29 protein-coding genes and 1 pseudogene are annotated in these 26,831 nt (G+C 73.0%); 13 read left to right on the forward strand and 17 right to left on the reverse strand.

Features of this window, described 5'->3' with window-relative positions:
* Positions 1–156: 156 nt before the first annotated feature.
* Together ACFVFR_RS00490 and ACFVFR_RS00495 are read left to right on the forward strand one after the other, a co-directional pair.
* A pseudogene (locus tag ACFVFR_RS00490) lies at positions 157–948 on the forward strand (enoyl-CoA hydratase family protein); the annotation flags it as partial.
* A gap of 260 nt (positions 949–1,208) precedes the next feature.
* The gene (locus tag ACFVFR_RS00495; RefSeq protein WP_383696398.1) at positions 1,209–1,835 is read left to right on the forward strand and encodes a TetR/AcrR family transcriptional regulator; all 627 of its coding nucleotides are present in this window, start codon (positions 1,209–1,211) and stop codon (positions 1,833–1,835) included.
* Between the two features lie 259 nt (positions 1,836–2,094).
* Here the strand turns inward: ACFVFR_RS00495 and ACFVFR_RS00500 are convergent, their stop codons facing one another.
* A complete protein-coding gene (locus ACFVFR_RS00500) occupies positions 2,095–3,621 on the reverse strand; it encodes a DUF4157 domain-containing protein (protein WP_383696400.1) in 1,527 nt (508 codons plus the stop codon).
* Positions 3,622–4,137: 516 nt separating this feature from the next.
* A complete protein-coding gene (locus tag ACFVFR_RS00505) occupies positions 4,138–4,509 on the reverse strand; it encodes a hypothetical protein (protein WP_383696403.1) in 372 nt (123 codons plus the stop codon).
* Between the two features lie 450 nt (positions 4,510–4,959).
* Between ACFVFR_RS00505 and ACFVFR_RS00510 the strand changes: the two genes are divergently transcribed.
* Entirely contained in the window at positions 4,960–5,607 is a 648-nt protein-coding gene (locus ACFVFR_RS00510; RefSeq protein WP_383696406.1) for a DUF4360 domain-containing protein, read from the forward strand.
* Between the two features lie 431 nt (positions 5,608–6,038).
* On the opposite strand, the gene ACFVFR_RS00515 is transcribed toward ACFVFR_RS00510, so the two are convergent.
* Positions 6,039–6,392, reverse strand: coding sequence for a transposase (locus tag ACFVFR_RS00515; RefSeq protein WP_383696408.1), 354 nt, complete (start codon positions 6,390–6,392; stop codon positions 6,039–6,041).
* Positions 6,393–6,528: 136 nt separating this feature from the next.
* Between ACFVFR_RS00515 and ACFVFR_RS00520 the strand changes: the two genes are divergently transcribed.
* The 3 genes from ACFVFR_RS00520 (at position 6,529) to ACFVFR_RS00530 (ending at position 9,732) form a co-directional block, all read left to right on the forward strand.
* Positions 6,529–7,047, forward strand: coding sequence for an AidA/PixA family protein (locus tag ACFVFR_RS00520; protein WP_383696410.1), 519 nt, complete (start codon positions 6,529–6,531; stop codon positions 7,045–7,047).
* Between the two features lie 104 nt (positions 7,048–7,151).
* Entirely contained in the window at positions 7,152–7,685 is a 534-nt protein-coding gene (locus ACFVFR_RS00525; RefSeq protein WP_383696413.1) for an AidA/PixA family protein, read from the forward strand.
* A 304-nt stretch (positions 7,686–7,989) separates the two neighbouring features.
* Positions 7,990–9,732: a CocE/NonD family hydrolase gene (locus tag ACFVFR_RS00530; protein ID WP_383696415.1), complete on the forward strand. Its 1,743-nt coding sequence runs from the start codon at positions 7,990–7,992 to the stop codon at positions 9,730–9,732.
* A 104-nt stretch (positions 9,733–9,836) separates the two neighbouring features.
* On the opposite strand, the gene ACFVFR_RS00535 is transcribed toward ACFVFR_RS00530, so the two are convergent.
* From ACFVFR_RS00535 to ACFVFR_RS00575, 9 genes are all read right to left on the reverse strand, one after another.
* Positions 9,837–10,955 (reverse strand): erythromycin esterase family protein, encoded by a 1,119-nt coding sequence (locus tag ACFVFR_RS00535; RefSeq protein ID WP_383696418.1) that lies wholly within the window; start codon positions 10,953–10,955, stop codon positions 9,837–9,839.
* A gap of 135 nt (positions 10,956–11,090) precedes the next feature.
* Positions 11,091–11,291 (reverse strand): DUF397 domain-containing protein, encoded by a 201-nt coding sequence (locus ACFVFR_RS00540; protein ID WP_383696421.1) that lies wholly within the window; start codon positions 11,289–11,291, stop codon positions 11,091–11,093.
* A gap of 37 nt (positions 11,292–11,328) precedes the next feature.
* Complete coding sequence (locus ACFVFR_RS00545; protein WP_383696424.1) at positions 11,329–11,529, reverse strand: DUF397 domain-containing protein; 201 nt, start codon at positions 11,527–11,529, stop codon at positions 11,329–11,331.
* A gap of 37 nt (positions 11,530–11,566) precedes the next feature.
* Positions 11,567–11,767 carry a DUF397 domain-containing protein gene (locus tag ACFVFR_RS00550; protein WP_383696426.1) on the reverse strand — a complete coding sequence of 67 codons (201 nt, stop codon included), beginning with the start codon at positions 11,765–11,767 and terminating at the stop codon, positions 11,567–11,569.
* 46 nt (positions 11,768–11,813) lie between these two features.
* Complete coding sequence (locus ACFVFR_RS00555) at positions 11,814–12,014, reverse strand: DUF397 domain-containing protein (RefSeq protein ID WP_383696429.1); 201 nt, start codon at positions 12,012–12,014, stop codon at positions 11,814–11,816.
* A 48-nt stretch (positions 12,015–12,062) separates the two neighbouring features.
* Positions 12,063–12,263: a DUF397 domain-containing protein gene (locus ACFVFR_RS00560; RefSeq protein WP_383696431.1), complete on the reverse strand. Its 201-nt coding sequence runs from the start codon at positions 12,261–12,263 to the stop codon at positions 12,063–12,065.
* 247 nt (positions 12,264–12,510) lie between these two features.
* Positions 12,511–12,711 (reverse strand): DUF397 domain-containing protein, encoded by a 201-nt coding sequence (locus ACFVFR_RS00565; RefSeq protein ID WP_383696433.1) that lies wholly within the window; start codon positions 12,709–12,711, stop codon positions 12,511–12,513.
* On the reverse strand, positions 12,708–13,547 hold the full coding sequence (locus ACFVFR_RS00570; protein ID WP_383696435.1) for a Scr1 family TA system antitoxin-like transcriptional regulator: 840 nt from the start codon (positions 13,545–13,547) through the stop codon (positions 12,708–12,710). The genes ACFVFR_RS00565 and ACFVFR_RS00570 overlap by 4 nt, the downstream gene beginning before the upstream one ends.
* Positions 13,548–13,797: 250 nt before the next feature.
* Positions 13,798–13,941, reverse strand: a complete 144-nt coding sequence (locus tag ACFVFR_RS00575; protein WP_383696437.1) for a hypothetical protein — start codon at positions 13,939–13,941, stop codon at positions 13,798–13,800.
* Positions 13,942–13,979: 38 nt separating this feature from the next.
* Between ACFVFR_RS00575 and ACFVFR_RS00580 the strand changes: the two genes are divergently transcribed.
* On the forward strand, positions 13,980–14,300 hold the full coding sequence (locus ACFVFR_RS00580; protein WP_383696439.1) for a hypothetical protein: 321 nt from the start codon (positions 13,980–13,982) through the stop codon (positions 14,298–14,300).
* On the forward strand, positions 14,300–14,764 hold the full coding sequence (locus ACFVFR_RS00585; RefSeq protein ID WP_383696441.1) for a hypothetical protein: 465 nt from the start codon (positions 14,300–14,302) through the stop codon (positions 14,762–14,764). The genes ACFVFR_RS00580 and ACFVFR_RS00585 overlap by 1 nt, the downstream gene beginning before the upstream one ends.
* 190 nt (positions 14,765–14,954) lie before the next feature.
* On the opposite strand, the gene ACFVFR_RS00590 is transcribed toward ACFVFR_RS00585, so the two are convergent.
* The 3 genes from ACFVFR_RS00590 to ACFVFR_RS00600 form a co-directional block, all read right to left on the reverse strand.
* The gene (locus tag ACFVFR_RS00590; protein WP_383696443.1) at positions 14,955–15,533 is read right to left on the reverse strand and encodes a TetR/AcrR family transcriptional regulator; all 579 of its coding nucleotides are present in this window, start codon (positions 15,531–15,533) and stop codon (positions 14,955–14,957) included.
* Between the two features lie 117 nt (positions 15,534–15,650).
* Positions 15,651–16,865, reverse strand: coding sequence for a Cmx/CmrA family chloramphenicol efflux MFS transporter (locus ACFVFR_RS00595; RefSeq protein ID WP_383696446.1), 1,215 nt, complete (start codon positions 16,863–16,865; stop codon positions 15,651–15,653).
* 446 nt (positions 16,866–17,311) lie between these two features.
* A complete protein-coding gene (locus ACFVFR_RS00600; protein ID WP_383696449.1) occupies positions 17,312–18,412 on the reverse strand; it encodes a citrate synthase 2 in 1,101 nt (366 codons plus the stop codon).
* A 377-nt stretch (positions 18,413–18,789) separates the two neighbouring features.
* On the opposite strand from ACFVFR_RS00600, the gene pdxH reads away from it, so the two are divergent.
* Positions 18,790–19,491, forward strand: coding sequence for a pyridoxamine 5'-phosphate oxidase (gene pdxH, locus ACFVFR_RS00605; protein WP_383696450.1), 702 nt, complete (start codon positions 18,790–18,792; stop codon positions 19,489–19,491).
* 312 nt (positions 19,492–19,803) lie between these two features.
* On the opposite strand, the gene ACFVFR_RS00610 is transcribed toward pdxH, so the two are convergent.
* Entirely contained in the window at positions 19,804–20,100 is a 297-nt protein-coding gene (locus ACFVFR_RS00610; protein ID WP_383696789.1) for a winged helix-turn-helix transcriptional regulator, read from the reverse strand.
* A 335-nt stretch (positions 20,101–20,435) separates the two neighbouring features.
* On the opposite strand from ACFVFR_RS00610, the gene ACFVFR_RS00615 reads away from it, so the two are divergent.
* The 3 genes from ACFVFR_RS00615 (at position 20,436) to ACFVFR_RS00625 (ending at position 24,432) form a co-directional block, all read left to right on the forward strand.
* Positions 20,436–20,747: an EthD family reductase gene (locus ACFVFR_RS00615; protein ID WP_383696453.1), complete on the forward strand. Its 312-nt coding sequence runs from the start codon at positions 20,436–20,438 to the stop codon at positions 20,745–20,747.
* A 140-nt stretch (positions 20,748–20,887) separates the two neighbouring features.
* Positions 20,888–21,757, forward strand: coding sequence for a PhzF family phenazine biosynthesis protein (locus ACFVFR_RS00620; protein ID WP_383696456.1), 870 nt, complete (start codon positions 20,888–20,890; stop codon positions 21,755–21,757).
* 1,085 nt (positions 21,758–22,842) lie between these two features.
* A complete protein-coding gene (locus ACFVFR_RS00625) occupies positions 22,843–24,432 on the forward strand; it encodes a PAS domain-containing protein (RefSeq protein WP_383696459.1) in 1,590 nt (529 codons plus the stop codon).
* Between the two features lie 393 nt (positions 24,433–24,825).
* On the opposite strand, the gene ACFVFR_RS00630 is transcribed toward ACFVFR_RS00625, so the two are convergent.
* On the reverse strand, positions 24,826–25,599 hold the full coding sequence (locus ACFVFR_RS00630; protein WP_383696462.1) for an SIS domain-containing protein: 774 nt from the start codon (positions 25,597–25,599) through the stop codon (positions 24,826–24,828).
* A gap of 265 nt (positions 25,600–25,864) precedes the next feature.
* On the opposite strand from ACFVFR_RS00630, the gene ACFVFR_RS00635 reads away from it, so the two are divergent.
* Positions 25,865–26,557 (forward strand): metal-dependent transcriptional regulator, encoded by a 693-nt coding sequence (locus ACFVFR_RS00635; RefSeq protein ID WP_383696464.1) that lies wholly within the window; start codon positions 25,865–25,867, stop codon positions 26,555–26,557.
* Positions 26,558–26,831 lie beyond the last annotated feature (274 nt).

Genomic DNA, 26,831 nt, shown 5'->3' on the forward strand with positions numbered 1-26,831 from the left:
GCGACACGCTCGGCCAGCCACGGTCGGAACGTCAGCGCCAGCCACCCGCGCTCGTCGAGGCCGCCGACCACCGGCCGATCGCCGGGCCAGGCCCCGGGCCGGTGGCGGGAAACAGCCAGGAATCAGGCAGGAAACAGGAAGGAGGTCGGCGGACCGATGACCCACCCGTCCGAGCGCCCGGGGTCCGTGGCGCCGCTCGTGCGTCGCGGGCACGACCGTGGCATCGCCACGCTCACCCTCGACTCGCCGCACAACCGCAACGCGCTCTCGTCCCGCCTGGTGACGGAGTTGCTGGCGGGCCTGGTGGCCGCGGCGGCGGACCCCGCGACGCGGGCCGTCTTGCTCGACCACACGGGCAACACGTTCTGCGCCGGTGCCGATCTGAGTGAGGCGGTGGGCGGAGCGGCGGCGGAGGGGGACGCGCCGGTGGCCGGGCCGCTGGGCCTCGCCCGGCTGATGCGTGCCGTCGTGGAGTTGTCGGTGCCGGTGGTGGCCCGGGTCACCGGGCACGTACGCGCCGGCGGGCTCGGTCTGCTCGGAGCCTGCGACATCTCCGTGGCCGGGCCCGCCGCGAGCTTCGCGTTCACCGAGGCCCGGCTCGGCCTGGCGCCCGCCGTGATCTCCCTGCCGCTGCTGCCCCGGCTGGACCCACGCGCGGTCGGCCGCTACTACCTGACCGGCGAGCGCTTCGACGCGTCGGAGGCGGCCCGCATCGGCCTGGTCACCCTCGCCGGCGACCCGGACCAGGCGTTGGCCCCGGTCCTGGACGGCCTGCGCCGGGGCTCGCCCCAGGGGCTGGCCGCGTCGAAGCGGCTGGCCACGGCGGAAGTGCTGCGGGTCTTCGACCGCGACACGGCCGCGCTGGTCGAACGCTCGGCCCAACTCTTCGGCTCGCCCGAAGCGCGTGAGGGAATGACCGCGTTCCTGGAACGCCGCGCCCCGGCCTGGCTGACCACCCCACCCGAGCCCGCCGCCGCCCCCGAGGCCGAACCCGCCGCCACCGCTCGCCAACCCGAGCCCGAGCCCGCCCCCGCCACCCCCGAATCCGAACCCGCTACCACCGAGCCCCCCACCCATCGCGCGGCCGAAGAACCACCCCCACCCCACCCCACAGCCGAAGCCACACCCACCCCCACACCTCACTCCCCAACCCACCCCGCAGCCGACGCCGCCACGGCCGAAGGCCCCCGTACCGTGGAGGATTTCCGGTGACCGCGCGCCCCGCACTGCGTGACCCGAAACAGGACCGCAGCCGCGCCACCCGGCAGCGGCTGCTTGAGGCGGCCATCGCCTGTCTGGCCGAGCACGGCTGGGCGGGTTCTACGGTGTCGGTGGTGGCCGAGCGGGCGGGGGTGTCCCGTGGGGCGGCGCAGCACCACTTCCCCACGCGCGAGGACCTGTTCACGGCCGCTGTCGAGCAGGTCGCCGAGGAGCGCTCGGCGGCGTTGCGCGCGCTGCTGTCCGACGCGGCCGACCCGCCCGAGGGCGACGGCCCCGAGCGCACGCACGCCGTGGTGGACGCGCTGGTGGACCTGTACACGGGCCCCCTGTTCCGGGCCGCGCTGCAACTGTGGGTGGCGGCCGCGAACGAGCCCCAACTGGGCTCGCGGGTCACGGCACTTGAGGCCCGCATCGGTCGCGAGAGCCACCGCATGGCGATCGAACTCCTCGGCGCGGACGAGGGCGTCCCCGGCGCACGCGAGACCGTCCAGGGCCTCCTCGACATGGCCCGTGGCCTCGGTCTGGCCAACCTCCTCACGGACGACGCCTCCCGTCGCGAACGCGTCGTGACCCAGTGGGCCCGCCTCGTCCACGAGGTCCTCACGCGGGAGTGAGTACGACCCGCCGCCGTCCCCGGGGCACGGCCGCCGCTCGTGCGGGCTGGTGGGGACGGACTGGGCGGGAACGGGCCGCCGGGGTGCGGGCTGGCTGGGCGCGGGCCGCCCGGAGTCGGGTTGGTTGGGTCAGGCTGCCGGGGCGGGCCTGGCGGGGGTGTGGTCGGTGAGGGGCGCGCCCGTCGCCGTGGTGTTCGCCGCCGTGGTGCCTGTCGCCGTGGACGCCGGGTGGTGTCCCGGCGCGCGGAGTGGCGAGGCGCTACGGCTGTGTCACATCGGGACGTAGGCGCGGGTGGGGGTGGTCGACGAGCCACGCGTCGCCGGCCGGCGTGCTCACGCTGAACCCCACGGTGAACTCGCCCCACTTCCTCGCCTTCGGCTGCAACCCCAGAGCCTCCAGGATGCTGGGCACCATCGTCAGGGGAGGAGGCGTCTCGGCGTCGAACTCGTCGCCCAGGATCTGGGCGATGGCCTCCTGGACCTTCTCCTTGTTGCCGGCCAGCTCCCAGACCTTGGGCGGGAGTCCCGTCCGCTGCTCGACCTGGTTCTGGACGTCGCCCTCCAGTACTTCGGTGGCCAGCGCCTTCCAGGTGGCCTTCTGCTCCTTGTACCTGATCTCCGCCTCCGCCTTCCGCTCCGCGAGTTCCTCGGCGGTCATCGCGACCCCGTTGGCCAGGTTCTGCCGCATCAGGTACAGGGTCGCGTTGTTCACGGACGGGTACGTCACCTCCGCGAACATGGAGATGTCCCTGCTCCAGTCGCCCTTGTCGTAGATGTGGCCGGCGCTTCCGGACGCCGTGATGTCGACCCAGGCGATCTCGGCGTGGTTGTTCGCCCGGAGTACCAGGTCGGGCCGGGTCGAGCCGTGGGCGACCTGCGCGCCGATCGTGAATCCGGTCATCGGGTTGCTCGCCTCGATGGCGGAGGTGACCAGCGCCTCCACCGCGTACCCGAAGCGGGCCGCCATGAGCTTGGGCTTCCCGCCTCCCACGTACTCGGTCCAGGTGGTGTTCCAACGGTGGATGTGGGCCAGGTACTTGGCCGAGACCCCGGAGGCGCTGAGGTTGGGGGAGTTGACGACGCGGTGGTAGGCGGCCTGGGTGAGAGCGTCGACGGCGTCGAAGAACTCCCGCGCGTCGGCCTTGTTCGGGTCGTCGTCGTCCAGGTAGGTGTCGTTCTCGACCGCGCGTTGCACGGATGACCGCTGTTCCGACACCGCCGTGACCTGCGGTGTTCCCGCGCTCTGCGCGTCGGTTCCGCTGCCGGACATCACCCGCCCGGCGTTCGCCTCGGCCTCGCGTTCGTGGCGGTCCGAGGGGTCGGAGATCCGCAGCCCCGTCCCGTCGTCCGTGCCGGCGACCGGGCCCTGACGCTGCTGGATGACGTGGGTGAGTTCGTGGGCCAGGGTGTGCCGGTCGCCGCCGCCCTCGCCGAGGACGACGTGCTGGCCGTGGGTGTAGGCGCGGGCGTCGATGTCGGCGGCGGAGGCCCGGGCGGCGGCGCCCTCGTGGACGCGGACGCCCGAGAAGTCGGCGCCGAGCCGCGACTCCATGTCGGCGCGCAACCGGTCGTCCAGGGGGCGCCCCGGCGTGCGCAGGACCTGGCGTACGGAGGCGCCTGGCGCGGGGCGTTCGGCCCGGTGGAGGAGCTGGCCCACCACCGCGTTGCCGACCTCGCGTTGGAGGGCCAGGAGCGGGGGAGGCGGCGGGGCGGCGTGACGGGGGGCCGTGCCGGTGGGGCGGCTGTTGACGGTCTCGGTGCTCTTCGCTCGGCCGTCCGCGTGCATGGCTTTCCTCCCCTGTCGTACGTGCCCACGTCGTACGCGCCCAGGTCGTACGCGCCCACGTCGAGGTCCCGCGCGCCCGGCTGCCCCCGGTGGCCGGCCTCCGACATGGCGGCGCACGCGCCGCTGGTGCGCTCCGTGGCTGCCGCCACGCCCCTCACATGATGAGGCCCGCGCCCGCTCCCGTCACCGCCGCGCGTCGCCCGCTTCCCGGCCCCCGTCGCCGCGCGAACCAACCCACCCCGCAGCCCGCACCCCGCCACCCGGCGCCCGCCCTGACGTCCGCCACCCCGCAGCCAGCCCACGCAATAGCCAGCCCACCCCGCAGCCCGCTGCCCAGGCGCACCCCGCTCCGCAGCGTGCCGCCCTGGCGCGCACCACCTCACAGCCAGCCCACCTCGCAAGCCAGCCCCCAACCCCGCCGCCCTCACCCCGCAAGCCCGCCGCCCAGGCGCGCCCCACTCCGCAGCCCGCCGCCCAGGCGAACCCCGCCGCCCAGGCGCACCCGCCCAGGCGAAGCTAGCCGCGCGTGAACCGGGCCGGGTCGGCCAGGTAGCGGTCAAGGTCCGGGTCCTCGTGGAGCGGCGGGAACGCGTCGTGAATCCGCCAGGTCGGGCCGAGTTCGGCACGGAGGCGGTCCAGGACGCGCCCGACCGCCTCGTTGAAGTGACGGCACTCCGCTTCGCGCCAGGGGCCCGGGTCGGGTGGGTAGTCCCAGTTCAACGACGTGTCGTAGCGGGCGATCAGCTCGCCCAGCGCGGCGCGCGTCGCGTCGCCGATCGGCAGTCGGTCCAGCTCCACGGGGTATCCCCACTCCTCCCGGTCCTCGGGTGTGGTGGGCCACAGGGCGCCGCCCGATCCCGCGTCGAAGAAGAAGCTGACGGTGGGCATGTGACGGCCTCTCGATAACCGGCGGTGGGCACGGCCGCCACGGTACGCAACACGGCGGGCGACGGTGGGCGCGGCGGACGTGCGCGGCGGCCCCCACCGTGGCCGGGCGCGGTGCGGGCACGACGGCGGCCCCCACCGTGGCCGAACGCCGCGCCGGCGCGGGCTCGCGGCACCCGGGACCACGGGCGGGTGCTCTACGACGTATGGCCCCTATACGTCGTATGCCCTCGGTTTGGCCTGAGTTCGCCCTAGGCGACCCCCGTACGGCTCCTTAACATCTCGCTCAATTGGCATGCGCATGGCGCTCTGATCCCATGCGTCTCCGCCGTACCGCTCCATCGGTACGGGTTCCGGCGGGTCGCCGCTCACGCACAGCACGTCCCCAGCTCCTCGGTGGCCCCCGCGTGCCCGCGTAACCGCTCATCCCCAAGGCACAGGATTGGACTTCTCATGCACTCCGGCATTCTCGCGACCAGCGCGGTAGTGGGCCTCTTCGGCGCGACGCTCTCCCCGCAGAGCCCGGCCACGATCGAGAACCCGCCCGCCGACAAGATCGTGATCGAGGTCGCGACGGTCAACGGCTCGGGCTGCCCCAAGGGCACCGCCGAGGTGGCCGTCGCTCCGGACAACACCGCCTTCACCGTGACGTACAGCCGCTACCTGGCGAGAGTCGGTGGTGACTCCGATCCCACCGACTTCAGGAAGAACTGCCAGCTCAGCCTGGTCGTGTACGTCCCGAGCGGCTTCACCTACGCGGTCGCCAGCGCGGACTACCGTGGCTACGCCTCGCTCCAACCGGGTGCCACCAGCCAGCAGAAGGCGTCGTACTACTTCCAGGGCTCGCCGGACACGGCCTCGCTGTCCCACCCGTTCAAGGGCCCGCACAACGACAACTGGCAGGCCACCGACAAGACCGACTGGGGCCAGCTCGTCTGGGCCCCCTGCGGCGCGCGGCGCAACTTCAACGTCAACACCGAACTGCGCGTGAACGCCGGCACCTCGGACCCGAAGAAGACCAGCTTCATGACCATGGACTCCACGGACGGCGACATCAACACCGTCTACCGCCTGGCCTGGAAGCAGTGCCCCAAGCCGTGACCTGAGCGGTCGGCGGCCGGCCGTCGGCGCTCGCGGCGTGGTGAACCCGCGCTCGTGGTGGCGCCGTGACCTCCGTGGTCGCGGTCGCGGTGTCGGTGGCCCGGGCGGCCGGTGGCCGTAGCCGGTGGGTGCCGGGTCCGGGCCGGCGGTCGCGGTGGGCGCCGGTCGGTGTCCGCGTGTGGCGGGGGGAAGGGCGCGCCCTTCCCCCCGCCGTACGACCCCCGCGTACGGGGAGTGGGCGGGGCGTCGGTCCGATGGTCGTTGTCGGCGTCAACTGCCTTGTATGTACGGTGAGTTCACTGATGTCGGGGCGGGTGGCCGGGACGGTGACCCCTCGTACGGGTGAACTGTCGGTGCACGCTCTGTTTCTTTTGGCGGGCCGACTGTCGCCGTGTGCCGCTCCCGTGTCGTATGTGGCGCGCTCGGTTCCGCTAGTACGACGCCCACCGCTCGTGCAGCGAGTCGACCACGAGGCGGACCCACAGGTCCTCGGCCGAGTTCCCGCGCCGCTGGGTGACGACGTGCCGCAGCCGCTCCCACGTGCTGGCGCGGCTCCACTCGGAGAAGTGGCGGTAGACCGTCTGCCAGCGGGGGCCGAGTGCCGGCGGCAGCTCCCGCCAGGCGCAGCCGGTCAGGGTGACGAAGACGATGCCGGCCAGCACCGCCCGGTCGTCGGCCTTGCGGCGACCACCGCCCTGCGGTCGGCTCGGCTGCTGGGAGGGCACGACCACTCGGAAGGATTTCCACAACTCGTCGGGGACAAGGCGCGTGACGAGGGGGTTCACAGGACCTCTACTCGGACAGCGAAGAGCACCAAAAGAAACGCCGCCTCCTGCGGTGGTGTCGCGGCTCGCGGTTCTAGCTTTGTGCCCCACAGGCCGAAGGTCGGTCTGTGGGAAAGCCGCACAGCGGGAGGCGTAAATGTCGGAAACAATCGACGTACTGGTTGCCATCAACGCCCAGGATCTTATCGCTAACACGCAGAACCCGTCCCAGGACCACAACAACCCGACGCCCGTCAGCGACCCCAAGTCCTACATCTACATGACGGTTCGACACAAGAACGAGGTCAACGGTAGTTCCGGGGCCGAACTCAACGTTTCCGCGAAGCGGCAGGACACCATTCGCTGGCGCGAGACCACCTACTCGGTCGACTCCTTCTACAGCGTGCTGTTCTACCGCTACGTTCCCGGTGACCCGTCGAAAAAGCTGATCGAGACGCCGCAGTCCAAGCGCCCCACGGCCGACCTGCCCTACCCGGACCCGCAGGCGGGTGACGAGGCGGCGTTCAAGACCCAGAAGGACGTCATCGCCCCGCACTGGTCGGCGGAGGTCCTGAACAAGGGCAGCGACTCGTACACGTTCTTCTTCCAGGTCATTGACCAGGACGGCAAGGTCGTCGGCTACTTCTCGTGGGACCCGTTCCTCACGATCAGCTAGCGTGCGCCCGCCGTGGCGCCCGGTCCGCTCGGCCGGGCGCCACGGAGCCTCACCCAGGGGGGAGGCGGCCGTAGGAATCGTGGGCCCAGTGCTGGAGGTCAGCTATGGCAGAAGACGCGGGCGGCGGTAAGGCGTCGCGCCGCATTGACGTCCTCGTGGTGTTCGACGCGGAATCGATTGTCGCGCGGTACGAGAATCCTTCGCGGAAATCCGACGCACCGACGTGGGTGGACGAGAAGTACGTGCACATTCCGCCTCTGGCCGGGGCGTTGTCGCCGCCGGCTTCCGGTGTGGTGCGGATTGACGCCGAGCCCGGTGACGTCGTGCGCTGGCAGGAGACCAGCATCGCACTCGACTCCTCGTACGCGGTGTTGATGTACCACTGTCGCAATGTCAGTGGACAGGGCCTGGCATCGGGGTTCTCGGCCGAAATCCACCCGGTTCAGGTGCCCTATCCGGACCCCCGGGACGAGGGCGACACGCATTTCGCGACCCAGGAGTTCAGGAAGCACGCCTGGGACATGCGGGTCACGGGTCGGGGGGTGGGCGTATTCGAGTTCTTCTTCCAGGTCCTGAACCGCGACGCGGAGGTCCTGGGCTATTTCCTGGTCGCGACGGAAATCACTTTCGGCCAGTGACGGAGTCACCGGGCCCCCGGCCCCGCTGGCGGCCCCGGCCCCGCTGAACGACAACCCGTGCGGCCGGACGGAGCGCGCATCTCCAGCCGCACGGGCCCGGGGGGCGACGCCGCGTGGGCTCGACGCCGCGCGGGCCTCACTCCGAGTGGGCCCGCGCCGAGAGTCCTGCCCAAGCACCCCACCACCGACGGCTATCAGCCGTGTTCTGGCTGGTTATCCGGCTAAGGGGTTTGATCAGTGCCGATCGCCCGTTCGAGTGGTCAATGGGGCACGTTTCCCTGAGGGCGATCTTCGTGGGGTGAGCATGAGACGACCACTCGTCACCACCACCGCACGGAAGGCGGGCGCCCGCATGCCTGTTGACGGCACCTTCGACTCCCCGTTCGCGCTGAACGCCGACGACCACGCCCGGTTGGAAGCCATCCGCGAGGGGCTGTCGGACCCGTCGCCACGTCGTATCGGCCGCCTGGACCAGTGGGGTCTGGCCGACACGTACGAGGTCTACGCCGAGATCGCCCGGTTCACGGAGGTCGCGATCACGCTGGCGGACGGGACGGTGCTGGACGCCTCGTTGAGCGTCCCGCGTGACCCCGCCCCCGGGCAGACCTTCCCCGTCGTCGTCCTGCCCGCCCCGCTGATCAACGTCGGGCACCGCGCCTATCTGGGCATGCTCCCGCGCTGGGCCCTGGGTGGCTACGTCGTGCTGGCCTACAGCCAGCGTGGTCTGGCCAAGTCCACGGGTGAGATCCACGTGGCCGGGCCGCGGGACGTGGCCGACGCCGCCGAGGTCGTGGACTGGGTGCTGGCCAACACGCCGGCCGACGCGGAGCGGATCGGCTTCTTCGGCTCCTCCTACGGCGCCGGGACGAGCCTGTTGGCCGCCGCGCGGGACCGGCGGATCAAGGCCGTGGCCGGCACGAGTGCCTGGGGTGACCTGCTCGCCTCGCTGTACGAGAACGGCACCCGCCACCTGGCGGCCTTCGAGGCGCTGGTGAAGCTGTTCGGCGAGGACCGGTGCTCGCCGGAGTTCCGCGAGGTCATCCAGAAGGTCCGCGCCAACACGATCGACGACCAGGTAAGGGAGTTCGCGCGGGAGCGGTCGCCCCGCGCCTACCTGGACGCGTACAACGACGCCGGGACGCCGATCCTGCTCACGACCGCCTGGCACGAGACGATCTTCTCGGTGCCGGCCGTCATCGACTTCCACAACGGCCTGACGGGCCCCAAGTCGCTCCTCGTGCAGGTCGGCGATCACGGTAACGGTGAACTCCCCGGCCTGGCGGGTCTGTTGTCCAAGCCCACCGAGATGGCCTACCGCTGGCTGGACCACCATCTGGGCGGGACCGCCGGTGACGGGCGGGAGCCGCGTTTCGACGTCCGCTCGGAGTACATGCACAACCTCCTGTCCGACCAGCGTCACCCCGACTGGGCCAGTTACGCCCTGCCTCCGAAGCGCCTCCACCTGACGGACGTGGCTTCCGGCACGAGCGACGGCGAGCTGACCGAGGACGGGCCGCGGGCGGGCTGGTCGCGCACCGTGAAGGCCACCGGGCAGGGCACCGACGTCGTCGTCGCCCCGAAGCTGGTGCAGACCGGCCTGGCCGAGCGCGCGGGCCTGCCCCACGTCTACCGGACCGCCGAGATCGACCGTGGTCTCGCGGCGCTCTGGCACTCCGCGCCGCTGGAGCGGGCCTCGCGCGTGCAGGGCGAACTGGAGCTGCGGCTGACGGTGACCCCGCAGCGGGCGAACGCCACGATCGTGGCCTACCTGCTGGACAACGACCCCGCCGCCGACCGGTCCACGATCATCACCCACGCCCCCCACACCTTCACCGACCAGCCGGCGGGCGAGACCACCACGGTGACCCTCCGGCTCCAGCCCGCCCACTACGTCCTGGCCAAGGGCCGCCGGCTGCAACTGGTCGTCGACACCCACGACCCGCTCTTCGCCACTCCCGACACCGCCACCTCGGTGACCACTCTCGACATCACCTCGCCCGAGGGCTTCGAGTCCTACCTGGACGTCCCGCTGGCCCCCGTGGACTGACCTCCACCCCCCGACAGCCCCGGTGCGACCGGGCCCCGGCCGAGCGGGGCCGGGCCGGTCGCACCGGGGCATCCGCGTGTGTGGGCCGGCGGCCCGCCCCCCGCTCAGGCCGGCGTGTCCGTGCGCTCGGGCAGGGGGTGGCCCGGGGTGATCTCCCGGAGGTGGACGACCGCGTCGAACCAGTCGGTGAGCGAGCCGCCCGACAGGTGGTGGTCGGCGTCGTGCTGGGGGTCGTAGAAGGGGCCGACCAGGCGCGTCCTGGTGGGGGTGGCGAGCCAGGCGCGGACGGGGGCGGGGGCGTCGGGTGCGCGCAGGTCGAGCAGGTACGCGTCCGGGCCGGCGGTGCCCAGTGTCGCTTCGGCGAACTCGGCTGGTGGGGTGGGGATCGGGTACGGGGCCCGGCCGTGGTGGAAGGTCAGCCCCAGTGAGACGTATCCCGCGCCGAAGTGTTCGCGCAGATAGCCGCCCGCGTTGCGGTGGATCTGCGGTGGGGACGCGGGGGAGACGGAGCGGGGGTCGCCGACGGCGGTGTGCGCGAGGCCGCCCCAGTAGACGATCCGGTCGCCGGTGTGCTCGTGCCACCGGATCGTGTGCGCGGCCAGCTCCCGCTCGATGCCCGCCAACCCGGCCAACCCACCCGGCCCTGCCGCCGCCGACCCCGGCGCCCCACCCGGCCCCGCCGGCCCCGGCGCCCCACCCGACCCTGTCACCCCCGCCGGCCCGTCCGGCCCCGCCGGCCCCGGCGCCGCACCCGGCCCGGAGGGCTTCCCCACCTCACCGGGCCCGACGGGCTCCCCCGCCCCGTTCACCCCGGGCACGCCCGCGAAGCGGACCGGGTCGCTCGGATGCTGGCGGTTGAAGGCGCGCATCCAGCGGACGAGGTCCAGGATCTCCCCGGTCTGCCAGAAGGCACGGGCCTCGGCCAGGAGTCGGGCCGGGTCTCCGGCGCCCGTGGCGACGTACGTGTCGAGTCCGACCCGGGCCGCGTCGTCGCCTTCCAACGCGATCGTGCGGAAGCCCAGGTCTTCGACCAGGTAGCGGGCCAGCCGGTGGGCGAGGGCGGAGGGCTCGTGGGCCTGCCGGATCGCCGTGCCGAGGGCGACCACCCGCGCGTCACCGACCACGTCGGCCAGCGGCCGGAGGTCGGTCAGCGGTGCCGTCGGGTCGAGTGTGGTCAGGCCGTGGGCGTGCTGGCTGATCCACCGGGTCACCGTCTCGGTCATGGCAGGCCCCTCCCGGGCTACGCGTCACCCCGGAGCCGAGCCCCGGGGAGCGGCCGAACGCCGCACGGGCAGCCTGCGAGGTGAACCGGGGTTGAGGTCAAGCACGACCAGGCCGAGCCCGCCGCCCCGCGCGGGTTACGCCGCGAAGTCCCCGGCCCGCACGCCTGCCACGAACGCCGACCAGGCGGACGTGTCGAAGGTGAGGGTGGGTCCGTCGGGGTCCTTGCTGTCGCGGACCGGGATGGTGCCGTGTGGGGCGAGGTTGGGGGCGAATTCGACGCAGGCGCCGCCGTTGCTGGAGTGGCTGGACTTGGTCCAGTGGGGTTCGGTGGGCACGGGTTCTCCTTCGGCGTGGGTGGGTTCGGTGGGTGCGTTACGCCGTGAGGTTGCCGGTCTTGACGCTGGTGACGAACGCCTGCCAGGCCGTCGGTTCGAAGGTGAGGGTGGGTCCGTCGGGGTCCTTGCTGTCGCGGACCGGGATGGTGCCGTACGCGGCGAGGTTGGCGGCGATCTCGACGCAGTTGCCACCGTTGCTGGAGTGGCTGGACTTGGTCCAGTGGGGTTCGGTGGGCACGGGTTCTCCTTCGGCGTGGGTGGGGTCGGTGGGCGCGTTACGCCGCGAAGTCGCCGGCCCGCACGCTCGCGACGAACGCGGACCAGGCCGCCGGCGCGAAGGTGAGGGTGGGTCCGTCGGGGTCCTTGCTGTCGCGGACGGGGATGGTGCCGTGTGGGGCGAGGTTGGGGGCGAACTCGACGCACTCGCCGCCGTTGTCGGAGTGGCTGGACTTGGTCCAGTGGGGTTCGGTGGGCACGGGTTCTCCTTCGGTGTGGGTGGCGTGGGTGGGTTCGGTGGGTGCGTTACGCCGTGAGGTCGCCGGTCTTGACGCTGGTGACGAACGCCTGCCAGGCCGTCGGTTCGAAGGCCAGCGTGGGTCCGTCGGGGTCCTTGCTGTCGCGGACCGGGACGGTGCCGTACACGGCGAGGTTGGGGGCGAATTCGACGCAGGCGCCGCCGTTGTCGGAGTGGCTGGACTTCGACCATCGGGGTGTGGGTGTCACCGGGGTTTCCTCCGTCGTGTGGGTGGGCGAGGGTCGCGCTGTGCGGGGTTACGCCGCGAAGTCGCCGGCTCGCACGCCTGCCACGAACGCCGACCAGGCGGACGTGTCGAAGGTGAGGGTGGGTCCGTCGGGGTCCTTGCTGTCGCGGACGGGGACGGTGTCGTACGCGGTGAGGTTGGGGGCGACTTCGACGCAGTTGCCACCGTTGTCGGAGTGACTGGACTTGGTCCAGCGGGGTGCGGGTGTCACGGGGAATCCCTCCGTCGCGGGGTGGGCGGGTGTCGGGGCCCGCGACGGAGCGTAGGCGCGCGGGCGGGGGCGCGTGGAAGGCGTACGGGGGGTGCGTCGGCCGTGGCCGGAGGCGTCCGGGGGAGCACGGGCGACTCAACTGGCGGTAACTACACCGGAGTTACGACAAGCGGGGGCGGGGAACGCCGAAGGCCCCCGCTCCTCCCGGGTGGGGAGGGGCGGGGGCCTTTCGGTTCGGGCTGGGCGGTTACGCGGTGAAGTCGCCGGCCTTGACGCTCGCCACGAACGCCGACCAGGACGCCGGCTCGAAGGCGAGGGCGGGGCCCTGCGGGTCCTTGCTGTCGCGGACGGGGACGGCACCGTACGGAGCAAGGTTGGCGGCGACCTCGACGCAGTCACCACCGTTGTTGCTGTAGGAGGACTTGGTCCAGCGGGGTTCGGTCGTCACGGGGCGCCCTTTCGTACCTGGTTGATCATCGCCACAGACTCGGCCTGCGACAGAGATTCGGCCTGGAGCTGATGGTAGTCCGCCAACGCGCCCAGAACGAAGCCGCTTTCACGCTCCAGATGACCCTGCGCGTGAGACTCCGCATACGCGACCACCGTGCGATCCGTCATGGTCAGCAGGTTGACCGGCAGATCGAACGGCCTCCGCTCACCGATCTCGTACGGGGCGATCTGGAGCGTGGTGTTGGGCCGCTCGGCGAACTCTTCCAGGTGCGCGAGCTGCTCGCGCATGACCTCCTCGCCGCCGACCCGTCGCCGGATGCAGCTCTCGTCCATCACCACCATCACGACAGGGGGACGGTGCCGCACGAGCGCCTTCTGACGCTCGGCTACGAGCGCGACCCGCTCTTCGGCCAGCTCAGGCGTGATGCGACCTCGCCGTACGTGATCCTCCGCGAGCGCACGCGCGTACGCGGGCGTCTGGAGCAATCCTGGAATGACGCCGACCGTGAACAGTCGGATCTCGACCGCTCGCCCCTCGATCAGGACGTACTCCGGGAAACCTTCGAGCAAGTTCCCGTGGCGGATCTCGTTCCACTGGCGCTCGAACGACTCCTTGGTGCCGTTCAGGCCGAGCACATGATCCGCCTTGCGCGAGAACGGAAGGGTCGGCGGTTTCCGTGCTGTTTCCACGGCTGAAATGTGCTGGCTGGACATGCCCATGCGGTCGGAGAAGTGCTCCTGCGTCCAGCCGCGATTCTCCCGGTGCCTCCGTAAACGCGCTCCGTAGTTGGCGCGCGGGCTGCTCTCGGGGTTGAGGTCTTTGCGGTTGACCATGGGTTATCTCATCTCTTCCTTCGGCTTGGATTACTTGAAGGGTTACTCAGTGTGGGTCACGCTGATGCCCCCTGGTAGTGATGCCGCTACGGAGAGGAGCGGATTCACCATGTCGTCTACCCCCGCCCCCAACCCGCCTGATGCGAAACTCGCCGCGTTGATCGCCCGACACGACCGCGCGGAGCGAGAGGGCCCGCCGGTGGTCGCGCGGGACCACCGGAAAGCCAACTCACCTGTCGGCGGCGCGAGTTCATGCGCCAAATGTCGGGCCATCGGCATGATTGCCGAGCGGGCCAGGACGCTTCGCGACGCCGTTCAGCACCGTAAGGCCATCGAGGCTTTGCATGTCCACCGACTTCGCGAACATCCCCTCGAACGGGGTGTCGATCGCCAAGGGGCTGGACAGGCCGGGCCCGAGCGTGGTGACGCCCCGTGCTGACCGACCTCGTCTTCGAGGGCACCCACCGCGTCGTCGTACGCGGCGTCCCGCTCCGCTTCTTCCTACGCGCCGACCAGACGTGGGCGCCGGCCACCGACACCGACTTCCAGCACGCCTACGAACTGGCCCTCTTCGACCCCGACGCGCTGCGCAGGGACGTGCTGTGCCCCAACGCGCGACGCTTCGAGTGCACCACCGTCGAGGGCTGGTACTGGTCGGACGGGTGCGGCAAGCAGGGGCTGTGCACCTTCGACGACCGCGCGCCCGAAGAGTGCGCCGGCATGCTCCAACTGTCCAGGGGAGAGGAATCCTGATGGATCGTCAGACCTGGGTTCACCTGCTCGTGTGGCGGCCCGTGGACCCCGCCGACCCGCTCGACGTCAGCCGGTCCTGGCCGCGCGTCCTCCAGGTCGTACGCGACGGCGTCGCTTCGCCGCCGGGAGTCGTCCTGCGGCCCGGCGAGGCGCTGCCGGCCGCCGCCGCGCGGGTGGCGGACGCGCTGGGCCTGCGCCCGCCACCGGAACCGCTCCGGCTGCTCGCGCTCGACCAACGCCCGCCGGAGAACGGCCAGGCCGAACAGGTGGACCTGGTCTTCGACGGCGGCTGGCTGGCCACGGACGACCTGCCGCCCTGCGACGACTGCGGCCAGGGCCACACCGCGTGGACCCCGATGCGCGAGGTCAGCCGCGTCGCCCTCATCCACGCTTTCCGCTCGCTGCTGACCGGCGAACACACCTCGGCGCTCCTGTGGCGCGGAGACCTCCCCGACGAGAGCTGAACCCCCCTCGCTCCCGCCGCCCCCGGCCGGGCCCGACCACCACCACCCGTCGGCCCCCGCCACCGCGCGCCGCGCCGCCCCACCCGCCACAAGCGACACGGCGGCGCCGCGCACCACCCCGCGCCCCAGCCCGGCCACCGGGCGTACGCACGCGCCCCAGCCCGGCCACCGGGCGTACGCACCCGCCCCGCTACAGTGCGGCCAACGTGAGGTCCACCGTGGTCAGCAGCGCCTCGCGGTCGTCCTGGGCACGGGCCAGCACGCGCAGCCCGTAGTACGCGCTCTGCACCTGGCGGGCCAGGGCGCGGGCGTCGCGGTCGGCGCGGATCTCGCCGGTGCCCTGGCCCAGCGCCAGCACCGCGTACAACTCCTCCTCCACCCGGGCGAAGTTCCCCCGGACCGCTTCGGTGACCTCCGGATCGTCGCCGGCGGCCTCGATCGCCGAGTTCACGGCGAAGCAGCCGCGCGGGCCGTCGGGGTCCAGGTCGGCGTCGACGGCCTCGACCATCAGCGCCCGCAGCCGCTCGCGCACCGGGCCGGGCCGTCGGAGTACCTCGACCTGGTGCGCGGTGGCGGTGGCGCAGTAGCGGTGCAGCGCGCGGACGAAGAGCTGGCGCTTGCCGCCGAACGCGTTGTACAGGCTGGACGGGCCCAGCCCGGTGCTCTGGCTCAGATCGCGGGTCGAGGTCGCCTCGTACCCGTGCCGCCAGAACGTCTCCATCGCCGCGCCCACGGCGCGATCCTCGTCAAACCCGCGTGGCCTGGCCATGACGCCACGGTAAGGGTTCTGTAGCGCTTGTACAAAACCCTGTGGGTGGCCGCGTGCGACGTACCGCCGTGCGGGTCGGGCGGGCCGTCGTGCCTGTCGGGCGGGCCGCCGCGTGGGTCACCGGGTCACCGGGGGTGCGAGGTGGGCGGGGTGCGCGGGAGGTGCCGCGGGCTCGGGGCGCGCGGACAGGCGGGCCGCCCACAGCGTGCCGGCGCAGCCGACCGCCGCCAGCGCGACGCCCACCCAGGCCACCGAAGCGAAGCCGTACCCCGCGTCGATGACCAGGCCGCCGAGCAGGGGGGCCAGCGTGTTGCCGACGTTGAAGGCGGCCGTGTTCGCGGCCCCGGCCAGCGTCGGCGCCTCGGGGGCCAGCGCGAACACGCGCGACTGGAGCACCGGATTGGTCACCCAGGCGACGAAGCCGAGCACCAGGACCAACCCGACCACGACCACCGCGTGCCGCGCCGTGAGCGCCAGCGCCGCCGAGACGCCCACCAGCCCGGCCAGCCCCCAGCCGAGCGTCCGCATCGGATACGCCTCGGCCAGCCGGCCCCCGACCGCGATGCCCAGCAGCCCGCCGACGCCGAACAGCGCCAACACGACCGGTACCCAGCCCTCCGCGAGCCCGCTCACCTCGGTCAACAGCGACGCCAGATAGCTGAAGGTCACGATGACCGCGCCGAAGGTGAACGCCGTGAGCGCGTACGAGAGCCACAGCTGGGGCCGGGCCATGCCGCGCAGCTCCGCGCGGGCGGAACCGGTGGGCGCGGCGGACGCCGTCGCCGCGCGCCCGGCCGGGATGGCGAACACCGTGCAGACCAGGCTGACCAGCGTCGCGGCGGCCACCGCCCAGAACGCCGCGCGCCACCCCGCGTGCTGGCTCAGCAGCGTGCCGGCCGGCACGCCCACGATCGTCGCCAGCGTCAGCCCGCCGGCCACCGTCGCGACCGCCCGCCCCCGCGCCCCGGCCGGCACCAGGCTGACCGCCGCCGCCAGCGCGACCCCCCAGCAACCGGCGTAGACCAGTGCGCTGACCACCCGGGTCGCGAACAGCACGCCGTACCCGGGCGCGAGCGCGCCCACGACGTGCGCGGCGATGAACACCGCCTGGAGCGCGACCAACGCCGTACGACGCGGCCACCGCAACGTGGTCAACGCCAGCAGCGGCGCGCCGACCACCATCCCGATCGCGAACGCGGAGATCAACAGTCCGGCGTCGGGGATGGAGACGCCCAGGTCGTCGGCCATGTTCGGGAGTAGCCCGGAGAGCATGAACTCGGACGTTCCCTGGGTGAAGAGCACTAGGCCCAGGACGTATACGGGCAGCGGCACGGCGTTCCTCCGGTGGTTCTCCGGCGCGCGGGTGGGCGCGGGGTGTGGGGTGTGGGGCGAGTGCGGTGGTGCGGGTGTGTGGCGGTGCGGGGGAGTGGCCACGGCTCGTTCTGAAGCGTACGCTTCAGAATCTGGGCACGTGGCTGGCGTCCGCTCGTCGGTCCGGACCCTAGCATGTTATGGAGCGAGCGCTTCAAAACATGGGCGGGGAGTTGCGGGGTGCGCGTCAGCGCGCGTCGGCGTGCGTCGGTATGTCGACACCGGCACCGGCACCGGCGCGGGCCGGGTGCCCCCGACTCCTCGGCGCTTCGGGACCGCGCCGGCGTCCCGGCGGGGGCGAATGCCCGGCGCGGACGAACGCCCCGCCGGCCCGGCGGCGGGGCCGGGGCGACGGGGCGTTCGCGTAACGGTGGATCGGCGCGTCAGCGCGCCGGCGCGTCAGCGCCTCAGCGGGCGATGTCGGCGTACCCGACGATCTCCTTCGGGTCGCGCGCGGCGGGGCCCGTGTAGCGCGCGGAGGGCCGCACCAGGCGGCCGGTGCGCTTCTGCTCCAGGATGTGCGCGCTCCAGCCGGCCGTGCGGGCGCACGTGAACATCGAGGTGAACATGTGCGCCGGGACCTCCGCGAAGTCCAGCACGATCGCCGCCCAGAACTCGACGTTGGTGGCCAGCACCCGGTCCGGCCGGCGCGCGTGCAGCTCCGCCAGCGCGGCCTTCTCCAGCGCCTCGGCCACCTCGAAACGCGGCGCGCCCAGCTCACGGGCGGTGCGGCGCAGCACGCGGGCGCGCGGGTCCTCGGCCCGGTAGACCCGGTGGCCGAAGCCCATCAGCCGCTCGCCGCGATCCAGCGCGCCCTTCACGTACGCGCTCGCGTCGCCGGTGCGCTCGATCTCCTCGATCATGCCGAGCACCCGCGAGGGCGCCCCGCCGTGCAACGGCCCCGACATCGCGCCGACCGCCCCGGACAGCGCGCCGGCCACGTCCGCGCCGGTGGAGGCGATGACGCGGGCGGTGAACGTGGACGCGTTCATGCCGTGCTCGGCCGCCGAGGTCCAGTACGCGTCCACGGCCGCCACGTGCTTGGGGTCCGGATCGCCGCGCCAGCGCCGCATGAAGCGCTCCACGACCGTCTCCGCCTTGTCGATCTCCTGCTGCGGCACCATCGGCAGCCCCTGCCCGCGCGCCGACTGCGCCACGTACGACAGGGCCATCACGGCCGCGCGCGCCAGGTCCTCGCGGGCCTGCTCCTCGTCGATGTCGAGCAGCGGTTTGAGGCCCCACACCGGCGCCAGCATCGCCAGCGCCGACTGCACGTCCACCCGGATGTCACCGGAGTGCACGGGGATCGGGAACGGCTCGGCCGGCGGCAGCCCGGGGTTGAACGCCCCGTCCACCAGCAGCCCCCACACGTTCCCGAACGAGACGCGGCCCACCAGATCCTCGATGTCCACGCCTCGGTAGCGAAGCGCGCCGCCCTCCTTGTCGGGTTCGGCGATCTCCGTTTCGAACGCGACGACTCCTTCAAGTCCGGGTACGAAGTCGGACATCAGGCGGCTCCTCTGCGAAGTGGTCGACAAAGCGGCTTCTGACCAAGTTGTCAAGGTTTCGGGCGGTCGGCTCGGTTTCACGGCCGTCGGCGCGGCTCGCGATCCGGGACGACCGTCCTCGGCGGTGGCTCCGCGCGACGGGTCGGTGGTCCCGTCGCGTACGGAGCCGGACCGGGCGGTACGTCGTGCGGCTCGGTACGGGTCGGATACGTCAGCGGGCGGTATCCGGAGGCCACAGTGGGCCAGTCGATGATTTTGGTGGGTTCACCACCTGCGGGGAAGCGTGAGAAGAGGCACAGTGCCCCCTTCCACCCGAGAGGGTTACGGGGGCGCGGGCCGGGGCAGCGTGAAGTGGTCTGCCCGGCATGCTGCAAGATATGCGCGTGTCCCATGCCGACCCGCAGCAGCGCGTACACGACCCCGCCGCCATGCGTGAGCACTACCGTGGCGCGGGGCTCCTCGAATCCGACCTCGCCGGCACCCCCTTCGCCCAGTTCACCCACTGGTTCGAAGAGGCCGTGACCGGCGGCCTGCACGAGCCCAACGCGATGGTCGCCAGCACCGTCGACGAGGCGGGCCGCCCCCACTCCCGTACGGTCCTGCTCAAGGGCTACGACGAACGCGGCTTCGTCTTCTTCACCAACTACGGCTCCCGCAAGGGCCGCCAACTCGCCGCCAACCCGGCGGTCTCCCTGCTCTTCCCCTGGCACCCGTTGGACCGTCAGGTCATCATCACCGGCACCGCGCGCCGCACCGGCCGCGACGAGACGGCCGCCTACTTCCGCACCCGCCCGCACGGCTCCCAACTGGGCGCCTGGGCCAGCCGACAGTCCGAGGTCATCGGCTCCCGCGCCGAACTCGACCGCATGTACGCCGAACTCGCCGACCGCTACCCGCCCGAGGAGCAGGTTCCCGTCCCCCCGCAGTGGGGCGGCTTCCGCGTCGTCCCCGAGGCGGTCGAGTTCTGGCAGGGCCGGGCCAACCGCCTCCACGACCGGCTGCGTTACGTCCTGGCCGCCGCCCCGGAAGGCCCCGACGAGGCCGCGCCCACCTGGCGCGTCGAGCGGCTCTGCCCCTGACCCCCGGCCCCGACGTCTGATCGCCTGCCCGCTGGGCCTGCCCCCGCCCCTGCCTCCGCCCTTGCCCTCGACGTCTGACCCCTGGCCTCGCCCGCCCGTCCGCGCCCCGAACCGCTGGCCCGCGTCCCGAACCGCTGGCCCGCGTCGCGAACGGATGGCCCGCGTCGCGAACGGATGGGCGAGGCGGGGGGTGCCGGGGGTCGGACTGGTCGTCAGCTCACCGCTCGACCCGGGCGGGCGTGACCCGCACGTCACGCCGCCGGTCGAGCGTGGCCCCACGCGTCGCCGCGCCGGTTGGCCGCGGCGTTCACGTCACCGCTCCGTGGGCTCCTGGTCGGCCCGTTCCCGCTCGCGCGCCCAGGTGGCCGCCCACTCGTCGAGCGGGTTCAGGGCGTCGCGGAGCGCCGTGCCCAGCGGGGTCAGCTCGTAGCCGTCGGGCGAGGGCGCGATGATCCCGCTCGACGTGAGTTCGCGCAGCCGCTGGTAGAGCACGCTGGACGACAGCCCCTCGCACCGGGCCAGCAGCGCGCGGGCGCCGAGCGGACCCGTACGCAGCTCCCAGAGAACGCGCAGCGCCCACCGGCGGCCGAACAGGTCCATCGCGGCCATCAGCGGCCGGCCGGTCGTCGAGCCGCGAACCGGTGTTCCTGGGCGCGGTGTCGGCATGACCCTCCTTGCGTTTCGTAATTCGAAACACTAGCATCGCCTCAGTGTTTCTTATTTCGAAACAAGCTCGACGGGAGAGCCGATGACACGGACCGTCCCGCTGGAACCACGGCGCACCGACCAGACCGGCACGCCGCTCACCCGTCCGACCCCCGGGGCCGCCCCGCCGATCGGGCCGCTCCGTACGTCCGCCAGGAACCGCCCCGCGGCCGGCGCCCCGCACCGGTGGCCCCGCCCCGCGTCGGGCGGCCGGCCGACACCCCCGAACGGAGGCCGTCATGCATAGGACGCTGGTCCTGTACTCCGAACCCACCGACCCCGACCACTTCCGCGACTACTACGTGAACCACCACCTCCCGCTGGTCAGGAGCTGGCCCGGCGTGCTCGCCTGGCGCTACAGCTTCGACGTGGCGGCGGCCGAGGGGCGCGCGCCGTACTTCGCGGTCTTCGAGGCCGACTTCGCCGATGCCGACGCCCTGGCCGTGGCGCGAGCGTCGCCGCACGGCCGGCGACTGGCCGCCGACGTCGCCCACTACGCCACCGGGGGCCTGGTCGTCCTCGACTACCCGGTGCGGGAGGGCACCGACTGAGGCGGGCCGGTACGCTCCGGGGCGCGTTCGGCCGGTCGTGGTGAGGCCGGTCCCGGCCGGTGGTGGTCGCCGTTCGGTGGCTGCCGTTCGGTGGTCGCTGTTCGGCGGTCGCCGGTTCGTCGCGCGGGGGAGGCGGGCCGATGCCCTGGCGGGATGTCACGGTGGTCGACGCGTGTGTGCGGCGCGACGGCCGGGGCGGTAGCCCCACGGCCGTGACCGACGACGACCCGAGGGCGACGGACGCCGACCGGCGTGCGGTCGCCGCCGCGTCCGGCGCCTCGCACGCGGCGTTCCTCGGCCCGGGACGGGCGCCGGACGGTAACTGGCCGGTCCGGTTCTTCACCGCCACCGCCGAACTGTCCGGCTGCGGCCACGGCACCATCGCCGCGCAGGCCGTCCGGTTGGCCCGCACCGCGCTGGCCGAGCTGCACGACCGCCAGCGCACCGGGGGGCGCACGTTCGACACCGTCGCGATCCGCCGCCCCGCCGGCATCGAGGTGTGGTTCGACCAGGGCCCCGTCGCGCTGCGCCATCCGGCACCGGACGCGTACGCCGCGATCCTCGCCGCGCTCGGGCTCACCGCCGCCGACGCGCATCCGACCGACGTGCCACGGATCGCCGCGCCCGGCGCGCCCCGCGTGCTCGTGCCGGTCCGCGACCGGTCGGCGCTGCTCGGGGTCCGCCCCCAGCCGGGCAGACTGGCGGCGGTCTGCCGGCGGTACGGACTCCTCGGCTGCTTCGTCCACGTACCGCCGACGGGCGAGGGGCCGGGCGCGGCGCGGATGTTCGCGCCGGCGATCGGCGTGGACGAGGACGTCGCCAACGCCAACAGCACCGGCTGCCTGGCCGCCCACCTGCTCGACGTGACAGGGGCGCGGACGGTCGCGATCGAGGTGGAGCAGGGCGACAGCCTCGGCCGCCCGGCCAGCGTGCTCGCCTCGGCCCGACGCGGGCCGGCGGGCATCACGACCCGGGTCGGCGGGTTGGCCGTGATCCGCGACGGCCCCTGAGACGACGGCCGGACCGTCCACGTGTTTGCGTGTTTGCGCGCCTGAGTGTCCGGGCGTCTGTGTGTCCGCGCGCCTGCGCGTCCGCTCGCCTGAGTGTCTGCGCGCCGCGAGCTGTACGGGGGCCGAGTCGTGTGGAGGGCTATGGGCCGCGAGCCGTGGGCCGCGAGCCGCGCGTGGGGGCCTGTGACCTGTGATCCGTGGCCCGTGCGGGGCCCATTCGCCGCGAGCCGCGATGCGTGCGTGAGGCCCGTGACGCGTGTTCCGCGCGCCTCCGTGTCCGCGCGCCGCGAGCTGTACGGGGGATACCGAGTCGTGTGAGGGGTTGCGTTCCGTGATCCGTGGGCCACGAGCCGTGGGTGGGGGCCTGTGACCTGTGATCCGTGGCCCGTGCGGGGCCCTCGCCGCGACCCGCGAGCCGCGCGTGGGGGCTGTGACCTGCGGCCCGTGTGTGGGGCCGGGGGCGTCCGTCGCGATCACGCGGGGGGCCGGGGAGTCGGGGAGTGGGTGGGGCCTGCGCGAGTGGGGCGCTTCCCGTGGCGCGTCAGGCCGGCCGTGGGGAAAAACAGACGACCCGCGAGTCGTCTCCCGGTGCGCCGGATGGCGCATCGGGGCCGGTCGGACGTACCGGCGACTCGCGGGTCGGGTGACTGCTTGGGATTGGCCAGCCGCACACAACTGATGTGCGCACGCCCGGCGTTACGCGGCCTCGTTGTCCTCCGCGCTCCGCGCTGCGGAGCCGGGGGAGCGGGCGAGATGCGACGTCGGGCGACTAGCCCGCAGTCACCTCACGCGTCCGGATTTCGTACATCGGCCGAACCACCTCCCTTCTCGTGTACCTCAACACTAGGAACCGCTCGCAGCACTCACAACCGAATTTCCGGCAGGCAACGATTTAGCCGAAGGTGGTGTGGTCCGCGTCACGTTCGAGTTGAATAACTCGGCGAGCGGCTGTCGCGCGGCATCGACCGCCACGCCCGCCACCCGCGCCCACCGTTCGGACCATTCGGCACACTTCGGCACTTCGGCCCACGCAGCCCACGCAGCCCACGTCCCGCACGTTCAGCACGCCCAGCAGGGGGTGACCGGTGACCGCTTCGCCACGCTCCGAGCCCGCCCGTTCCTCGGGTTCGCCATCCGCTTCCGACGCCGACGATCCCCCCGGCGGCCCCGTGCCCGGCCCACCCGACGCCCCGGGTGCCGAGGGCCCCGACCGCCCGGCCGACCGCGACGACTCCGACCTGCTCGCCGCGCTGCTGGACGGCATGGACGCCGCCCTGTGCGCCTTCGACGCCGACGGCACCGTCACCCACTGGAACCGCGAGGCCGAGCGGGTGCTCGGCTGGTCGGCCGACGAGGCCGTCGGCCGGCGCGGCCTGGCCGGCTGGGCGGTGCGGGCGGCCGACGCCGAGGAGGTGGAGACGCTGCTCCTGGGCGCCATGCACGCGCGCGGGCGCCAGGTGCACGAGTTCGCGCTGCTGACCAAGGCCGGCGGCCGGGTGCTGGTGCGCACCCAGTCCGCCGCCGTACCGGGCGCGGACGGCAAGGCCGCCGGCGTGTACTGCGCCTTCAGCGAGGTTCACACCCAGATCGACCTGGAACGCTCCATCGCGCTCAGCGAGGCCCTCTTCGAGGACGCCTCCTGGGGCGTCGTCCTCGTCGACGCCGACCTGCGCCCCGCCGTCGTCAACGGCCACGCCGCACGCTCGCTGGGCACCAGCCGCGCGGCGCTCCTCGGCCGCCCGCTGGGCGAACTCCTCGACCAGGGCGTGGAGGAGGTGGAAAGCGCCTTCCAACACGTACTCGCCGAGGGGGCGCCGCCCGAGCCGGCCGAGATCTGGGTGACCGTGCGCGGCGAGGCCGCCGACGTCGGACAGCCGCCCCCGCGCCGCTGCTGGCGCAGCGGCTTCTTACGGCTGGCCTCGCCGCTGACCGAGGAGGCCGTTCCGCTGGGCGTGGCCTGGATCTTCCGCGACGTGACGGAGGCCAAGCGGGCCGAGCAGGAGGGGGCCCGCACCCGCTTCCGCAGCAACCAGCTGCACCGCGCCGCGCGGGCCGCCGCCGAGTGCGAGGACCCGTTCGAGGCGGCCACCGTCTACCTGGACTTCGCCCTCGCCGGCTTCGCCGACCACGCCCTGATCGACCTCGTCCGCGAGCCCGCCGCCGACCGGCCGGGCGACCCGTCGCCACACCGCCCGGACGAGCCCCCGCCAGACCAGCCGGACCAGCCCCCGCCGGGCCGGTCCGACCGGTCGGGCGAGCCGTCGGCGCTGGCCGACCGGCCGCCGATCGTGCTCGTACGCGCCGTCGCCGCCCCCGAGGGAGCCGCCTTCGGTATCGGACCCTCCGCGCCCCCGGGCACCACCGACGGCATCCCGGTGGCGTACGGCGCCGGCCACCCCGCGCTCCAGGCCGCCGACCGTGGCGGCTCCGTGCGCGCCAGCGCGAGCCGCGTCGACGAGGAGGGCGGTACGCAGTGGGCGGCGGCCCGCAGGTGGCCCAGCGGCACCGTGCACGGCCTGTGCGCCGTGCTCCGCAGCCGGGGGCGCACGCTCGGCGTGGCCACCTTCCTGCGCGGGGCCAGCCGCCGCGCCTTCGACCGCGCGGACGCCGCGTACGCGGAGGACGTCGCGGTCCGCGTGGCGGCGGCCATCGACCTGACCCAACGCCTGCGGTAGCGGGGCGACGGGAGCGCCGTGCGTGGCGGGGGGCCCGTGCGGTGGTGGCCCGTGTGGTGGGTGTCCGTGTGGTGGTGGCCCGTGGTCGGGTGGTGGCTCGCGTGGCGGGGGTGGCCCCGTGCGCCGGCGTGGCTCGTACCGGGGGGCGCTCGTACGTCGGGGGTGCCGCGTGTGCCGGCGTGGGCCGTACGTCGAGGGTGCCGCGCGTACCGGCGCGGCTCGTACGTCGAGGGTGCCGCGTGTGCCGGCGTGGGCCGTACGTCCGGGTTCGCGTGTCGGGGTGGCGCGTACGGCGGGTGCGGGCCCGTGCGCCGGGCGGGCCGTGACCCGGGGCGCCCGGGGTGTGGGGGCGCCCCGTCGCCCGGGGCCGTCGCCCCGGGCGACGCGCGCGGCTCAGTGCCGGTAGAAGATCCGGTCGCGGTACTCGGTCATCACGCGCCCGTTCCACTCGTGGCCGCCGTCCACGTTGCCCGAGCGCAGCAGCGGCGGCTCGATGCCGCGCGCGACCAGCGCGCCGGCCGCCGCGGCCATCACCGCCTGCATGATGGCGCTGGTCACCACGGTGGACGCGGGCGCGAACGGCGCCTCGACGCCCTCCGCGGTCAACTCGGCGTCCCCGACCGCGATCTTGCTGTCCAACACGAGGTCGCAGTGGTCCTTGAGGAAGGTGCCCGAGGAGTGCCGCGACTTCGTCCGCTCCGTGTACGCCACGGACGTCACACCGATCACCTTCAGGCCCAGCGCGCGGGCGTTGACCGCCATCTCCACCGGCAGCGAGTTCCGCCCGGACAGCGAGATGACCACGAGCAGGTCGCCGGCCACCACCGGGCTGGTGTCCAGCACCACGCCGGCCAGCCCGTCCACCCGCTCCAGCGCGCTGCCCAGCGTGGCCGGCCGGATGTCCACCCCGATCACCCCCGGCACCTGGAGCAGGTTCACCAGCGCGAGCCCACCCGCGCGATAGACGACGTCCTGCGCGGGCAGCGAGGAGTGCCCCGCGCCGAAGGCGAAGATCCGCCCGCCCGCCGCCACGGTGTCCGCGATCATCGCGCCCGCTTCGGCGATGGGCCCCTTCTCCTCGTCCCGTACGGTGCGTAGCAGGGCGATAGCGGCGTCGAGGTATTGCTCGGCCAGTTCGGCGGGGACTGACCGCGTGCTCTCGCTCATCGACGAGGGGCCCTTTCCTTGGTTCTGCTTTCGTTATTCGGGTGTTTTCGCTCTGGAACGCCCATGGATGTGCGCGCTTTTTCGGCATCCGCTGGCGTGCCTGTGCCGTGCGTGGCGCGGATCACGTTGCGGTCTGGACCAGTGCGCTGTCAATACGTCGTACTCGGTCGAACACGGGTCGATCACGCGCGCGAGTCCCGGTTGTCTGTGGGATGAGTCAGAATTGAGTCCAGGGCCACCGCACGACACATCGAGGGGCACGCACATGTCCGGACTGATCGACACGACGGAGATGTATCTCCGCACCATCCTGGAGCTCGAGGAAGAAGGCGTGGTCCCGATGCGCGCCCGGATCGCGGAGCGGCTCGACCAGAGCGGCCCCACGGTGAGCCAGACGGTGGCGCGAATGGAGCGTGACGGGCTGGTGACCGTCGCCGGTGACCGTCACCTGGAGCTGACCGACGAGGGGCGTCGCCTGGCGACGCGCGTCATGCGTAAGCACCGGCTCGCCGAGTGCCTGCTCGTCGACGTCATCGGCCTGGAGTGGGAGCAGGTGCACGCCGAGGCCTGCCGCTGGGAGCACGTCATGAGCGAGGCGGTGGAGCGTCGCGTGCTGGAGCTGCTGCGGCACCCCACCGAGTCGCCGTACGGCAACCCCATCCCCGGCCTGGAAGAGCTGGGCGAGACGGCCGAGGCCGATCCGTTCCTGGACTCCGGCATGGTGAGCCTGCTGGAGCTGGAGCCGGGCACGGAGGGCAAGACCGTCGTGGTCCGCCGCATCGGCGAGCCCATCCAGACGGACGCCCAGCTCATGTACACGCTGCGGCGGGCCGGAGTGCAGCCCGGCGCCGTGGTCAGCGTGACCGAGTCGGCCGGGGGCGTCCTGGTCGGCAGCAGCGGCGAGGCGGCGGAGCTGGAGTCGGCCATCGCCTCGCACGTGTTCGTGGCCAAGCGCTAGCACCGCGTCGCGGACCCACATGGCGCCGGCCCCCTCGCGGGGACCGGCGCCATCTCCGTGTGCCACGCCGGTACGCCGTGTCCGTACGCCTCGCCCGTACGCCGCCTCCGGGGGTCGCCGCGGAGGCCGGCGCGGGCGGGGAGTGGTGCGGGCGGGGGCGCGGTGCGCGGAACCCGCGCCGGAGCCGCCCCGGGTGCTGCCGGCCTTCGAGCACGCCGCTCACCTGCGGCAACGCGGTTTTTCCGGAGCGGAGTTGACGGAAACCGCACGTTCG

The organism is Streptomyces sp. NPDC057702 (assembly GCF_042799315.1).
GTDB lineage: Bacteria > Actinomycetota > Actinomycetes > Streptomycetales > Streptomycetaceae > Streptomyces.